The 13,724-nt window shown below is 48.0% G+C and carries 13 protein-coding genes and 1 tRNA gene; 7 read left to right on the top strand and 7 right to left on the bottom strand.

The genetic code is table 11. The features are described 5' to 3' along the window. Positions 1–82: 82 nt before the first annotated feature. The gene (gene tsgA, locus FDX14_RS08035) at positions 83–1,237 is read right to left on the bottom strand and encodes an MFS transporter TsgA (RefSeq protein ID WP_042314140.1); all 1,155 of its coding nucleotides are present in this window, start codon (positions 1,235–1,237) and stop codon (positions 83–85) included. Positions 1,238–1,275: 38 nt separating this feature from the next. Beyond that, positions 1,276–1,983, bottom strand: coding sequence for a purine-nucleoside phosphorylase (gene deoD / locus FDX14_RS08030; protein WP_061381833.1), 708 nt, complete (start codon positions 1,981–1,983; stop codon positions 1,276–1,278). 271 nt (positions 1,984–2,254) lie between these two features. Here deoD and FDX14_RS08020 point away from each other — a divergent pair, with 271 nt between their 5' ends. Genes FDX14_RS08020 through FDX14_RS08010 form a run of 3 tightly spaced genes read left to right on the top strand, consistent with a single transcriptional unit; the run spans position 2,255 to position 4,981 of the window. Continuing rightward, on the top strand, positions 2,255–2,617 hold the full coding sequence (locus tag FDX14_RS08020; protein ID WP_042314145.1) for a GtrA family protein: 363 nt from the start codon (positions 2,255–2,257) through the stop codon (positions 2,615–2,617). Next, positions 2,614–3,537, top strand: coding sequence for a glycosyltransferase family 2 protein (locus FDX14_RS08015; protein ID WP_079224767.1), 924 nt, complete (start codon positions 2,614–2,616; stop codon positions 3,535–3,537). Before FDX14_RS08020 ends, FDX14_RS08015 begins: the two co-directional genes overlap by 4 nt. Position 3,538: 1 nt before the next feature. Then, positions 3,539–4,981, top strand: coding sequence for a glucosyltransferase domain-containing protein (locus FDX14_RS08010; protein WP_042314149.1), 1,443 nt, complete (start codon positions 3,539–3,541; stop codon positions 4,979–4,981). 247 nt (positions 4,982–5,228) lie between these two features. Here FDX14_RS08010 and FDX14_RS08005 read toward each other — a convergent pair. From FDX14_RS08005 to FDX14_RS07995, 3 genes are all read right to left on the bottom strand, one after another. Next, positions 5,229–5,316, bottom strand: a tRNA-Ser gene (locus FDX14_RS08005). Between the two features lie 142 nt (positions 5,317–5,458). Beyond that, the gene (locus FDX14_RS08000) at positions 5,459–7,087 is read right to left on the bottom strand and encodes an ABC transporter substrate-binding protein (protein ID WP_061381835.1); all 1,629 of its coding nucleotides are present in this window, start codon (positions 7,085–7,087) and stop codon (positions 5,459–5,461) included. A gap of 45 nt (positions 7,088–7,132) precedes the next feature. Next, positions 7,133–7,327, bottom strand: coding sequence for a hypothetical protein (locus FDX14_RS07995; protein ID WP_042314153.1), 195 nt, complete (start codon positions 7,325–7,327; stop codon positions 7,133–7,135). A 29-nt stretch (positions 7,328–7,356) separates the two neighbouring features. On the opposite strand from FDX14_RS07995, the gene yccA reads away from it, so the two are divergent. Next, positions 7,357–8,016 carry an FtsH protease modulator YccA gene (gene yccA, locus FDX14_RS07990; protein ID WP_003035917.1) on the top strand — a complete coding sequence of 220 codons (660 nt, stop codon included), beginning with the start codon at positions 7,357–7,359 and terminating at the stop codon, positions 8,014–8,016. A gap of 56 nt (positions 8,017–8,072) precedes the next feature. On the opposite strand, the gene FDX14_RS07985 is transcribed toward yccA, so the two are convergent. Next, on the bottom strand, positions 8,073–8,549 hold the full coding sequence (locus tag FDX14_RS07985) for a hypothetical protein (protein WP_042314156.1): 477 nt from the start codon (positions 8,547–8,549) through the stop codon (positions 8,073–8,075). Further along, entirely contained in the window at positions 8,546–9,301 is a 756-nt protein-coding gene (locus FDX14_RS07980) for a winged helix-turn-helix domain-containing protein (protein WP_137349315.1), read from the bottom strand. Before FDX14_RS07980 ends, FDX14_RS07985 begins: the two co-directional genes overlap by 4 nt. A 308-nt stretch (positions 9,302–9,609) precedes the next feature. Between FDX14_RS07980 and FDX14_RS07975 the strand changes: the two genes are divergently transcribed. The 3 genes from FDX14_RS07975 to FDX14_RS07965 all read left to right on the top strand — a co-directional run bounded on the left by FDX14_RS07975 (position 9,610) and on the right by FDX14_RS07965 (position 13,723). Continuing rightward, positions 9,610–10,353 carry a fimbrial protein gene (locus FDX14_RS07975; protein WP_170973579.1) on the top strand — a complete coding sequence of 248 codons (744 nt, stop codon included), beginning with the start codon at positions 9,610–9,612 and terminating at the stop codon, positions 10,351–10,353. A 73-nt stretch (positions 10,354–10,426) separates the two neighbouring features. Next, complete coding sequence (locus tag FDX14_RS07970) at positions 10,427–10,933, top strand: CS1 type fimbrial major subunit (RefSeq protein ID WP_042314159.1); 507 nt, start codon at positions 10,427–10,429, stop codon at positions 10,931–10,933. A 72-nt stretch (positions 10,934–11,005) separates the two neighbouring features. After that, a complete protein-coding gene (locus tag FDX14_RS07965) occupies positions 11,006–13,723 on the top strand; it encodes a TcfC E-set like domain-containing protein (protein WP_137349313.1) in 2,718 nt (905 codons plus the stop codon). Position 13,724 lies beyond the last annotated feature (1 nt).

Genomic DNA, 13,724 nt, shown 5'->3' with positions numbered 1-13,724 from the left:
GAGTAAGGTTGTGTGTCGCCCCACCCGATAAAGGGTGTGGCGGCTGGCTATCTAATTAAGGAGGTAAGCGTTATTACTGTATTTATTTACGTTTGAGTTTGAGTGTCCCCATCAGCATGACGAAGATAATTAAATACAACACCGGTATTGCATACATTATTTTCTGCAATCCCATCGTTTTTTCCATCAGAGCACTGATCGCAGGACTAAACATAGCCCCGGCGCTACCACTAATTAAAATATAAGAAACGTTCTGACTACTCGCACGCTTAACAAACGAAACGCCATAAGCAATAAAGGAGTTATACAACGCCGCACAGACAAACCCATAACTGTAAGCGAGATAATCAAGCCCAGAGATCTGTTCTTTCGTAACGATAATAGTAGTAATCACACACGCCAGAAGAATAATACTGAGCAGGAAATAATGGATCTTCACTCGGGAAACAATCACGGTAGATACTAACGCCCCGACCAGCGCAGCCCCCCAGTATTGGGTAATAATATTCCCGGCCTCTTCAAATGGAATACCAAACTTGTTCTTCACAAATAACGGTGCCCAGGTGAGGAAGGTATACAGCGCCAGCATACCTAAAAACAGACCTATACCGCCGCTGATAATCCCAGGATTCCACTCTGATTTCACTGCATCTGTGCGATCCGCCGCAGGAGCCGTTTCACAGGCATTGAAGCGGGTTAGTATCACAACTCCCAGCGTGAGTAAGGCCACTATGCCAACGCTAAGGTAGCTATAACTCCACGACATATTATGCGTCAGGGCAAAGGTAGTGATCAGCGGAAAAACCACGCCCGCAACGTTAAAAGTGGCATCTTGCACCACCAGCATCGTGCTCTGTATGCGATCCTGCCAAACCGATACCACGATTGTTCCCGCCACGCACAGACCAATACCGCCGCAGAATCCCACTAAGGTCATGGCGACCATCACCGGCCATAAGCCGGGGCTTAAGTGCATTGCCAGCGCGCAGAGGAATACTATCGAATAGATAATCAGCGTCATACGCTTCACACCGATTTTTTCTATCAGGAAAAAGGCGGCGATGGTCCCAGCTAGTGCTCCACCATTGAGTAACGAAAATATCGAGGCGACAGTATTTACATCGGCACTGTAGCGTACTGCAATCGGTTCAATCAGCATGCCGAATTGGCTGGCAAACCCTGCCATAATAAAATTTGCCAGAAAACTAATCAGCGTAAGTGCTATTTTATTCTTCATATAATGCCATCTCTGATTGGTTCAATTAAAAGACGGAGCTAAGCCGTAACGGCCGTATTTAGCGCCAGCTCTATCATATTTTTAAAGGTTAACTGTCGTTCTTCTGCCGTCGTTTCTTCTCCTGTCAGGCAATGATCGGATACGGTTAAAATAGCCAGTGCTTCAATACTAAACTGATGCGCTAGTGCATACAGTCCAGCTACTTCCATATCCACCCCCAGCACACCGAATTTTTCCAGTGCCGGAATTAAATTTTCGTCAGGGTCGTAATAAAGGTCGCCACTGAAGACGTTACCGACCTTAATATCGATTCCGGCCTTTTGTGCCAACGTCCACGCCTGCTGTAATAATGGAAAATGCGCAGACGTCGCCATTGCGTAGCCCGCGCTACGTTTTAAATTAGTAACGGAATCCGTTCCGGCAGCGACGGCAAGGATAATATCGCGCATTTTGACATGATGTTGAGTTGCCCCCAGGCTACCGACGCGAATAATTCTCTGCACGCCAAAATCATGTACCAGCTCATGGGCATAAAGCGTCATTGAAGGAATGCCCATGCCGTGTCCCATTACCGAAACAGGTTGTCCAAAATAAAGACCGGTATAGCCCAACATATTGCGCACATTGGTAACTTCGCGGCAATCCATTAAATAGTTTTCGGCAATAAACTTCGCGCGTAGAGGATCGCCCGGCATAATCACAGTTGGCGCAAAATCACCCGGTTTAGCATTAATATGTGCAGTCATAACAATTCCTGAATTATGGGTATTGAAGATATGCAGGGATTGTAACCAGACGTTTGCAGGGGATTGAGGACAAAAGTCCTGCTCAGAGGATCGGCCTCTCATTTCTGAGAGTTAGTGTTGCAGTCTTGTGGCTCAGCGGAAAACCGCGCTCCCGGCACAGTCGCTCGGAGGTATCGCAAAACAAGCCTCTGCGAAAGGTCAAAGTCGAGGTGTCGATCTCGTTTTGCATCAATGTTAAACTCGCACACTTTCTATTAGACCTTTCTTAATTATGATAAAGCTACTTTCACGCTACATTTCCGTAGGGATTGTAAACACGGCATTACATTGGGCGGTGTTCGGCATCATGGTATACATCATGAAAAATGACCAGGCCGTGAGCAACGTGGTGGCGTTTTTGATAGCTGTGACATTTTCATTTTTTGCCAACGCAAAATTTACATTTAGTGCAAAAGCCACCAGCCGGGGGTATGTGCTATTTGTTGGATTTATGGGGCTACTGAGCTTTATCTCTGGTCAGGTATCCGATCACTACAACATTTCCCCTCTCATAACGTTGATAGAGTTCTCCTCTATCAGCCTGGTATGTGGCTTCTTATACTCAAGGTTCATTGTTTTTAGGGATCCGAAATGAAAATTTCTCTGATTGTTCCGGTGTTCAATGAAGAAGATACAATACCTATTTTCTACAACACGGTGCGTAGGCATGAAGAACTAAAAAAATATGATGTCGAAATTGTGTTTATCAACGACGGTAGCAAAGACGCTACAGAATCAATCATTAATGCTCTCGCCGTATCTGATAAGCTCGTCGTCCCCATTTCATTTACACGCAACTTTGGCAAAGAACCAGCAATTTTTGCAGGCCTTGAGCGTTCCTCTGGTGAGGCAGTTATTCCTATCGATGTTGACCTACAGGATCCAATCGACATAATTCCATTGATGGTCGAAAAGTGGCTTGCGGGTGCAGATATTGTGCTGGCAAAGCGTGCAGACCGCTCCACGGATGGAAAACTGAAGCGCAAAACCGCTGAGTGGTTCTATAAATTACACAATAAAATAAGCGATCCGAAGATCGAAGAAAACGTTGGTGACTTTAGACTTATGTCCCGCGATGTAGTTGATAACATCAAACTCATGCCGGAACGTAATCTCTTTATGAAAGGTGTTCTTAGCTGGGTAGGTGGTAGTACTGATGTTGTTGAGTACACACGAGCAGGACGTATTGCTGGTAAATCAAAATTTAATGGCTGGAAATTGTGGAATCTTGCTCTGGAGGGTATTACCAGTTTTTCAACGTTCCCATTGCGAATATGGACCTACATTGGTTTTTTTGTAGCCGCTGTATCCTTCTTGTTCGGTGCATGGATGATTATAGACAAGATTTTTTGGGGAAATCCGGTTGCGGGATATCCATCTATCATTGTTTCAATCCTTTTCCTTGGTGGGATTCAGTTAATTGGTATCGGTGTGCTTGGTGAGTACATAGGTAGAATCTACATCGAAACCAAACAACGACCGCGCTATATAGTTAAAAAACAAGATGGGATTTAAAATGTTCTCTAGATACGATAAAAAAGCATTGTTTATTTACTCAGGATTAGCCCTGTTGTTTATTTACCCCTTAATCCAGGCAGGCATCTATTATAGAGACGACTTAGATAGATCTATAACTGGATATTACGGCTGGCGTGGTTTAGGTCGCCCTTTTGCAGATATTTTAGCAAGATTTTTTTCTGCCAGCGGGCACTATAATCTGGACCTATTTCCTTATACAATGCTCGCATCATGTATTTTCTTAGGCGCATCTGCGCTTGCGCTCAGTAAGCACCTGATTAGATCAGACATTCCGAACGCAAATATGGTTGCTGCACTTTTAATATTCAACCCATTCATTTTGCAAAATATTGCGTACAGATATGATAGTCTCGGAATGTCGATTGCCTTTTTCCTTGCGGTGATTGCATATACCTATAAAAATAAAAAACTGACGATAGAGATTGCGACAAAATTAGTAGCTGGCGTATTATCTTTAACCTTATATCAACCATGTGCCAATATTTTTATTGGTTTGCTTGCAATTGATATGATCATCATTGCAACAAAAAATAATATAAAATTTCAAGAGTCAATAACTTTCTTATTCAAAAGAACGATTTTATTCGTATCGTTTTTTCTTATCTACATGCTTTTCTTCTCGCCAAAAAATAACTCTCGAGCAGAATTGATACATTTAGATCAGGGGGGGTTAGAGCATCTGGCCAAAACATTAACTGCCCTAAAAGAAATGGTTCTTTCTTATCTATACCACCCAGTTTATATTTACTTCGCAATCCCAATACTAATAAGTTGCGTGTTTATGCTCATTGCTTACCGTACTAATATAAAGCAAATAGCATCATTTATTTTGTATGGAGCCATCTCCTTTTTAATATTCATTATTTCACTTATGGGGCCAACATTATTACTTCAGGACGCACCAGTCCTTCCCCGTACTTTAGTCTCGTTTTCAGTTATACTGGTTATAATTGCTATACCGGTTATGCGTTTCGCTCCTCGTTTTAAATACGCGGCACTGATTCCAGTCATTGCCTCGCTTGCTTTTAGTGCTCAACTAAGCAACGCTATGAAGTCACAACAACAATACGAAGATTTTGTTTTTAGCATGATTGCGCAGGACATTGCCACTCATAAAGACATCACATCCATTGGTACTGTAGGTCAATTGAATAAAAATGAAAGAGCAAAATTATTAATAGATAATAAACCACTTATAGGCTATTTCGTTTATCCGGCCACCCAATTCTTAGCATCCTTTCAATTAATTAATAAAGGATTACCTCAAACCAGGCATGGTTATACTGATGTGGATGAAAGCAAAAACCAACTTGCTAACATGATTAATAAAGGAATTCAACCCGTATCATCTAATGAATATTATTCATTATTCATCGAGAACAACGCGGCTATAATCTATTTAGGTAAATTTAACAATTAATTATTAACAGCCCTCACACTTAATGTTGAGGGCTTTATTTTTGAAGAGTCAGAACCAATTATATCCAGCGAAAAAGAAGTTACCTATAGCCCGCCCGGGTTGAAGTGGGGAGTATGATGGTTGCTCGATTATGCCCTTCACTTACCAATTTTAGGCAACGTAACACCACCAACTCTTACAGTGACAGGTTTCGAATTTTCCCTATAAGCAAAAAGGGGTTACCTTTCGGTAACCCCTTTTTCATGTTTGGCGGAAGCGTAGAGATTCGAACTCTAGAACCCTTTCGGGTCGCCGGTTTTCAAGACCGGTGCCTTCAACCGCTCGGCCACGCTTCCAATGAGGCGCACTATAAACATCCCGAACGGACCTGTAAAGTACCAATGTGTTCGTTTGCCTGAAAAACAGCCAAAATAGTGTTAATCGACTGAAATAAAAACAAATTGGCCATTTATTCAGCACAAATAGCGGCTACCAGGCTTAATGTTTTTTGATGTACATATCTTTGGTGTAGTAATTTCCGCGGTTATCCGGCGCAAATCCTCCTACCCACGGCTTCACCAGATGAGTGCGAACATAGTGATAAATCGGAATAGCAGGTACATCCTCACCTAACAGATCTTCAGCCTGCTGGTAGTCTTTACCTCGCTCTTCCAGTGAACTTGCTTTCGCTGCCTTATGCATCGCTTCATCAAAGGCAGGGTTACTGTACCCGGTGGTATTCTCACTGTCGCCGGTGCGGAAAATATTGAGGAAACTTGAGGCATCGTCATAGTCGGCTATCCACGCATAGCGCACAACGTCAAAATTACCGGTGTGCATGGTATCCAGCATGGTTTTCCATTCCTGATTTTGCAGCTTCGCCTCAACACCAAGATTTTTCTTCCACATCGAGGATGCGGCAATCGCAATACGCTGATGCGTTTCGAAGGTGTTGTAGAGCAGATTTAAGCTCAGTGGATGGTCAGGACCATACCCGGCCTCCGTGAGCAGTTTTTTAGCTTCAGCAATGCGTTTGTCGAGTGGCCACGACGCATACTCTGGCGCATGCAGTTGTACCCCACCGATTTCAGGCTGGCTGATAACCCACGCCGCACGTTGCCCCTGCCCCATCACCTTTTGCGCAATAATGTCTTTATCCAACGCCATATTCAGCGCCCGACGCACGCGCGGGTCATTAAAGGGCGCTCTGGTCGTATTGAACTGATAGTAATAGGTTGAAAGCTGAGGCGAGACATGGAGTTCATCGCCCATGGTCTTTTTCAACTGCGCAAACTGATTGACCGGTACGCTATACACAATGTCAATTTCCCCCGCCTTATAGCGGTTCACGTCAGCAGATTCTGAACTAATGGGCAGGTAAGTGACTTTATTAATGACCGTGTGCCGATCGTCCCAGTAATGCGGGTTACGCTCGGCAACGATGCGCTCATTGACCACCCACTGCGATAATTTGTACGCTCCGCTGCTAACAATATGCTCTGGGCGGGTCCACTTATCGCCAAAACGGCCAATCAGCACTTTATCGAGCGGGACCAACGACGGGTGCGCCAGCATCGCCAGAAATGCCGCCGTCGGTTGCGTTAAGGTAATTTCCAGCGTGGCATCATCCAGGGCCTTGACCCCCAGCGTGGCGGGATCTTTGTTACCCTGAGCAATATCGACCGCATTCACCACGTGCATATTGCCCAGATACGAGGCATATGGTGAAGCCGTTTGCGGTGAGACCAGCCGCTGCCAGCTCCAGACGACATCCTGTGCGGTGATAGCCGATCCATCTGACCAGGTTATGCCCGGACGTAAATGAAAGGTCCAGACGGTGTTACCTTTATTCTCCCAGGAGGCGGCAAGACGGGGTTCAATAGACCCATCCGGCTTAACTGCCACCAGGCCGTCGAACATATCGCTGATTAAATTAAACTCCACGTTGCTTTCGACTTTATGCGGATCCAACGACGCTGGCTCGCTACCGTTGTTTCTCACCAGCTCCTGTTTTTCTGCAAGTACTGTTCCTGCCGGAACATTTGCCGCCCTCGCAGCGCCGTATACCGACATCAAACAGGCAGCCAGCAACGCAAATGTAAATACCTTCGATTTATCTTGAGTCATTCCCTTTACCTTATTGCTCTGTTTATGATGACACCACTGTCACTGTCAGAGAGAAACGGGAATAAGGCAATATTTTTCAGTTACCTGGCTGATATCTGACAGGCATTTTTGCACATACAGTGCTAACATCTGATTCGGGAGCTTTTGCTGAAATAATATGCTTAAGCCTGGCGGCTTAAAATGCGTAAAGATGGGTAAAACCGCTGTGTCATTCCCCTTGATTTCATTATCCTTCATCATTAATTACATCTGTCATAAGAGAGTGACTCATGGATCGTATTATTAGTTCTTCACGCGATCGTACATCGCTACTCAGCACACATAAGGTGCTGCGCAACACCTATTTCCTGCTCAGCCTGACGCTGGCGTTTTCGGCGATCACCGCAACGGCGAGTACTGTGCTGATGCTGCCTTCACCGGGACTTATCCTGACGCTGGTGGGTATGTATGGTCTGATGTTCCTGACCTATAAAACGGCGGATAAACCGGTTGGCATTTTGTCAGCGTTCGCCTTTACCGGTTTCCTGGGCTACATTCTGGGGCCAATTCTGAATACCTACCTGTCTGCGGGCATGGGTGATGTTATCGGCATGGCGCTGGGCGGTACAGCACTGGTCTTCTTCAGCTGCTCTGCGTATGTGCTGACCACGCGTAAAGATATGTCCTTCCTCGGCGGTATGCTGATGGCAGGTATCGTGGTTGTGCTGATCGGTATGGTTGCGAATATCTTCCTGCAACTGCCGGCACTGCATCTGGCGATCAGCGCGGTGTTTATTCTGATTTCTTCAGGCGCAATCCTGTTTGAAACCAGCAATATCATCCGTGGCGGTGAAACCAACTACATCCGCGCCACTGTTAGCCTGTACGTTTCGTTGTACAACATCTTCGTCAGCCTGCTGAGCATTCTGGGCTTCGCCAGCCGCGATTAAGCAGCATCACTGATACGAAAAAAGAGAATGCCAATGGCATTCTCTTTTTTTATACCTTATTCACCCCGGCAGATATAGGTAGGATAACGCCGGTCCTGAATCAGCCACACGGCAGGTGAAAGTTCAGAAATCGTCAGGTAGTAGCGAGCGGTCGGCCAGGCAAAGCTTCCCCACTGGGCATCAGGGGTGTTGTCATTGTGTCGACGCCAGGTTTTGGTGTAACTCAATACAATGACGTTGTCATCGTCCCGCCGCTCCCACGTAAAGTCCACATCCCTGTCAATAATCAAATTTTGCCCCCCAGCTCTTGCCGCACCTTTATAGGTGGTCAACCCTGTACCGTCCCGATGAAAATAGAACTGCGCAATGGTATTGACCTTCACTTCACTTGCTTTTCCCTCATTACGCGTAAAGTTAAATTCAGTGCTGCAGGCCAGCACATCGCTTTTGCCGACCGCGCCGCAATAGTAAAACAGCGCCAGTGCACCGCCAACCACGGCACCGCCCAATCCAAAAAGAAGCCTTATTTTCATTTTTCGGCCCCACTTTTATAGCGAATAGTCTTGCACAGGCTGGTTTTATTGACCGGGCAGGCACCGATGAACATTTCATCGGCAGCGGCGAGCGAAAAACGAGCACTGAAATAATAAATATCGTACTCCTCGCGCTCACAAGCCACGTTATTGGCCTCCAGTCGCTCGGCTAATTTCGAGAGCACTAACGGTCGTCCATGATCGTTGATAATCCAGACACTACAACGTGCGATTTTTTCCTCGACCGGCTTTAATTTCGCCGGAACAGTTATCTCCTGCGGGCGGCTAATGTAAATGCCCGCCCCCAACGCTGCGACGATCAATGCCGCTATAATCAACCACCTTTTCAGGTAAGTACGCCGGGGCTGTATGTCTGGTTGCGTGGAAGGGGATTGTGGCTCAGCGGCTTGAATGTTCTCACCAGGCTGAAAAATCACATCGGCATCAAAACGGAATCCATAGCGCGGGACTGTGACGATAAATTCGTATCCCTCGCCCAGAGACTGGAAGCTTTTACGCAGTTCGCTTACCGCTTTATTGAGATTATTTCCGGATGGCGTAAAGCCAAACTCTTCCCATACGCGAGTGATCAATTCCTCCCGGCTCAGGTCGCGTCCTCGGTGTTTAATAAATTCCTGTAAAAGACGAACGGCTGGCGCCGAAAGTGATAATACAGACTCAGGTTGTCCAACAAGACTTATTGCATGTGCTTCAGGATCAAATAACAACGAATTATTGCATATAAAAAACATCTTTTATTCTCGGCTGTAACCGCATGCTTTTTATTCCCTGGTACATCGACATGAAAACCGCCTCCTGATCTGCTTATTTTTTCATCAGAAGGAATTTTCTTCCCATCCTTGGCCGCGGTATTTTCGCTTAACTATACAACCTTAAAGCCAGAAAAGCAGGATAAAAAACTGTATACAGCGAGTTAACTAATACAAATTTTCACAAACCGCTGTTCTGGTTAAAGTTTCCCTGCCCTGAAGCGATACGAAAGCAGACGGTGTCCTGGTGTTAACGCGCCGCCTTTAAACTCAGAGCAGGCAGACTGATTGTGAAACAGAAAAAAAGAGTGAGCATGACAACCGCCTTTTATGTCGCCGCGCTGTCATTGCCATTTTTCTCAGAAATGACAATGGCCAATATGAGCGTGTATCCCATGGAACTGAATGTAGACAGTTCCGGTGCGGCGCAAATTAAGGTGGCGTCAAAAACGGATGATATTCAGTTCATTCGGGTGAGGCAAAAGAAAATTCTTAATCCCGGCACGGCTCAGGAAAAAGAAATTGACGTGGCGTCATGGAAAGAAGATGGCGTGGTGGTTACGCCCGAAAAATTTGCTCTCGCGGCCGGCGCGATGCGCGTAGTTCGGTTGATATCGCTTATGCCTCCGAAAAAAGAGACCACCTGGCGCGTCTATTTTGAAGGGGTAAAACAACCTGACAGCATTATTCCGGGCAAGGCAGAAAGCCCTGCCGCGATGGCGACATTGGGCGTCAACGTGATTTGGGGCGCACTGGTCCATATTGCCCCAGAAGAAAACGTAATTTCACTGTCGTTCGACCCTCGCCGCGGAACGTTAAAAAACAATGGCACGCTGCGTGTACCGCTCAGAGAGATTGGTATTTGTGATGCAAATTCATCGTGTAAATGGATAAAAGAAGACGCGACGATTTATCCGGACACTGAACGGAAATTAAAAACACTCACAATGAGCCATGGCCAGAAATATAAATTCCGCTACTTCAACTGGGTGAATAAAACCGCTGAAGAAGCTGACTTACCCGTCGTGCAATAACACGACATCACTGTAAAACCCACGTAGTTCGTTTAAAGAGCCAAGGTGCTCATTTGTAAATATGGAGATATCAATGCGTAAGTATATTAAACCTCTGATGATTGTTGCTGCGATGGCCTCGTCCTTTAGCGCGCTGGCGATTCAAAAAGATATTACCGTTAACGCCAGCGTTGACTCACAGTTGGATATGACCCAGGCCGATAACACGCCGCTGCCGGCCAGTATCGACATGCAGTACCTGCCTGGCCGTGGTCTGGAAAGCTACCGTCTTAACACCAAGGTGTGGTCTAACTCCGCCACCAGCAACGTCAAAGTGCGCCTCGTTAGTGCGGCAAAACTCACCAACACGGATGGTGACCAGATTGTACCGATGACGGTCATTCTGGGTGATAAAACACTGTCTACCACCGATGCTGAATTTACCGGAACTGAACTGTTCCCTGGCAGCATTGAAAACGGTTCCGCAGTACTGCCACTAACCATTTCGCAAACCACTAAAGGCATTCTGAAAACCGGTCAGTACAGCGGCGTTGTCAGCCTGATGCTGACGCAGGCGACAACCACGGAAGGCGGTGCGTAACACCACAGTACCTAAGGAATAACGTCAGAGGGTGCCCACCCTCTGACGTCAGGATGATGTCGAGGCTCGGTCATGGCGTTTCACAGAAATACTCTCCTCTTAGTTGCTTTGTTACCCGCATCCATCCAACTCGCCTGCGCAGAGATGGCCGTCCCGGCAGGTTTTGAAGATCTGGCGAAAACGCAGCGCCTGTGGACAGAAGTCAATCTCTATGGCGAGTCGCTTGGCCTTTTTGAAACGGATATCACGCTTGAAACAGTAAGTTTTGTCGCGCCTGAAACCGTGGTCATGGCCATCAAACGGCAGTTTAATGATGATCCTGCCCTCGTCGCCACCGTGTCTGCAGCCCTGGCCGTTCCACTGGCCCGTAACGGCAATCTGGCATGCAGCAGCAATGGCTCCGCAACGGGGTGCGATTACCTTGATACCCAGCGCGCGGCCATTATCTATGATGAAAATAACGCCCGTATTAATCTTTTTTTCGACAAGAAATTTCTGCCTAAACAAACCACTGAAAGCCAGTGGTATCAGCCCACGCAGGACACCGAGAATGCGTTAATCCATCAGCAGAATATCAATTTTGTTGCCGACAGGGATTACCAGTCAGCCACCGTTCAGGGCAATGGCGCGCTGGCACTCACCCAGGACGGCTACTTTAACCTCGACTGGACCTGGATGGGGCAACGTTCGAAGCACCAGCAGCAACAGGAGATAACCGTCAACAATGCCTGGTTTCGTCAGGATATCTGGCGCCAATACTATGTTCAGTTGGGCGAGATGGACACTCGCGATCTGTTCAGCAATGCCGGCGGGAATATCAATCTCAGCCAACTGCCGCTGGGTAAAATTCGCGGCTTGCGCACAGGCTCAACAAGGGCATGGATCAATCCGGTTCAGCAGTCAAAGGGTACGCCTATCACCGTATTGCTTTCTCATGATGCGCGTATTGACGCCCGTCGGGGTAATCAGCTGCTGGCCAGTTTTTATCTGAATGCCGGGGCGCAAACCCTGGACACCCGTTCGTTCCCGGACGGGAGTTATACCGTGACGTTGTCCGTCTATGAAAATAACCGGCTGACGCGCACCGAGCAGGTACCGTTTACCCGAACCGGCATTACACCTTTCGATCGCGTCGAGTGGTTCCTGCAAGCAGGCGAAACTGACAATAACGATCAAAACGACGAACGCAGCGCGGTCGCGCAAGCGGGCGTCCGTCTGCCCATCACTCCGACGCTGGCGCTGACCAGCGGCGCAACAATAAAAAAAAACCAGCGCTTTCTGGAAAATGCGCTCGACTGGAGCCGTGGTTTCAACACCGGCCCGATCGATGGCGTGCTAAGTACCCGCTTTAGCTACCTATACGGCAGCGAAGGTCAACGCGGCAATATTCAGCAAATCAGCTATAACGACGGTTTTTCACTGAGCTTCTATCGCAACGCGTTATCAGCAGAAAACTGCAATACCCGAAGCGCAGGGTTTGACGCCGTGAATGGCTGTTACCGAAGCCTGTCGGTAATGTTCTCCGTCCCTGTCGGCACCTGGTACGCGAGTCTGGGGTATTCAGATAACCGCAACGAAGGACGTTATGTTGCTCGTCGGGAACTCCCGGACAGTGACGATCGCCACGATGCAGGCTTGCCATGGGAGTCGGTTTATATGACCCGCTCGCGCACGCGGGCCTGGCAGGGCGGCTTGAGTACGGCTTTCAGCGCTCGCGGCCTGAACATCAACAGCAGCATTAACCTTTTCATGCGAAACGATGACTCCCGCGCCGGTAGGGATAAAGGCGGCTACCTGAGCGTAAGCCTGTCAATGGCGCATAACCGTCAGGGCGATGCGACGAGTTATACCTCTCTGGGCGCGACGTGGCAGCACCAGCAGCGTGAAAAAAACCAACTGAGCTACAACGTGGCGCACAACTGGTATGCCGATGCACGTGGTGAAAATGAGTATGGACTGAGCGCGTCAGGCATTAACAGCGATTCGCTCAATGCCTCTGCCTATACGCGCCAGGGCGGACGCTATGGCAACGGTAGTCTGACCGTCAGCGACGCCTGGGATCGTCAGGATGGGCGTCATACCCTGAGCAGCAGCGGCAATTACAGCTCAACGTTCGCGCTATCTCGCTCTGGCCTGTGGCTGGGTCGCTGGAGCGACGGGCGTCCTGCTTCAGCTATCGCGGTTAACGTTGCCACGCCGGAAGATTCCCAGGAGCCACGCGTCGCTGTGTCGCTGGATAACGGCGGCAGCGCAGATATCCCAGGCAATAGCCGCGCCCTCTTCGCCGTGCCGGGCTATCAGCAGACGACGTTGACGATTAACGAATCGCTGGATGTCTCGCGGGGTGCCGGCAGTGAAATCACACAAGGTTCCGGCAGTAGAACGTTGTTTATGGTGCCAGGCAAACTGCTCCGTCGGCATGTGCAAACCACCGCAAGCTACACATGGCTCGGCCAGTTAACTGACGAACAACATTTGCCGTTTATTGGCGGCGTGCCACTGAACGTAAACGGCTGGAGCGACCTAGGGAACGGCGGGTTTAGCGCCCAAAGCGATGCTTTGCTGCATAACCTCTACCTGGTGCGTCAGCAGCAGTTTTATCAGTGCGCGCTAAACGTGAAAAGTATGCGCGACGTCGTACGTTACGTCGGGTCGATCCCTTGTCGGGAATTAACCTTCTCTGCCCTGCCGGATGCGGTCCAGCAACAGGCCCAACTGATGCTCGCCGGACGCAACGTGCCGACTGGCCCGACTGCCATGAACGCAGGCAACCTCACTAAAGGGAAATGAT

This window comes from Citrobacter sp. wls710 (genome assembly GCF_005281115.1).
GTDB lineage: Bacteria > Pseudomonadota > Gammaproteobacteria > Enterobacterales > Enterobacteriaceae > Citrobacter > Citrobacter werkmanii.
The sequence above is the reverse complement of the archived record's forward strand: the minus strand, read 5'-3'. Positions and strand labels throughout refer to the sequence as shown.

What these genes read in the sequence shown, in the direction of transcription:
- tsgA (WP_042314140.1), bottom strand. Translation starts at nt 1,237, where the DNA reads ATGAAGAATAAAATAGCACTTACGCTGATTAGTTTTCTGGCAAATTTT.
- deoD (WP_061381833.1), bottom strand. Translation starts at nt 1,983, where the DNA reads ATGACTGCACATATTAATGCTAAACCGGGTGATTTTGCGCCAACTGTG.
- FDX14_RS08020 (WP_042314145.1), top strand. Translation starts at nt 2,255, where the DNA reads ATGATAAAGCTACTTTCACGCTACATTTCCGTAGGGATTGTAAACACG.
- FDX14_RS08015 (WP_079224767.1), top strand. Translation starts at nt 2,614, where the DNA reads ATGAAAATTTCTCTGATTGTTCCGGTGTTCAATGAAGAAGATACAATA.
- FDX14_RS08010 (WP_042314149.1), top strand. Translation starts at nt 3,539, where the DNA reads ATGTTCTCTAGATACGATAAAAAAGCATTGTTTATTTACTCAGGATTA.
- FDX14_RS08000 (WP_061381835.1), bottom strand. Translation starts at nt 7,087, where the DNA reads ATGACTCAAGATAAATCGAAGGTATTTACATTTGCGTTGCTGGCTGCC.
- FDX14_RS07995 (WP_042314153.1), bottom strand. Translation starts at nt 7,327, where the DNA reads ATGATGAAGGATAATGAAATCAAGGGGAATGACACAGCGGTTTTACCC.
- yccA (WP_003035917.1), top strand. Translation starts at nt 7,357, where the DNA reads ATGGATCGTATTATTAGTTCTTCACGCGATCGTACATCGCTACTCAGC.
- FDX14_RS07985 (WP_042314156.1), bottom strand. Translation starts at nt 8,549, where the DNA reads ATGAAAATAAGGCTTCTTTTTGGATTGGGCGGTGCCGTGGTTGGCGGT.
- FDX14_RS07980 (WP_137349315.1), bottom strand. Translation starts at nt 9,301, where the DNA reads ATGTTTTTTATATGCAATAATTCGTTGTTATTTGATCCTGAAGCACAT.
- FDX14_RS07970 (WP_042314159.1), top strand. Translation starts at nt 10,427, where the DNA reads ATGCGTAAGTATATTAAACCTCTGATGATTGTTGCTGCGATGGCCTCG.
- FDX14_RS07965 (WP_137349313.1), top strand. Translation starts at nt 11,006, where the DNA reads ATGGCGTTTCACAGAAATACTCTCCTCTTAGTTGCTTTGTTACCCGCA.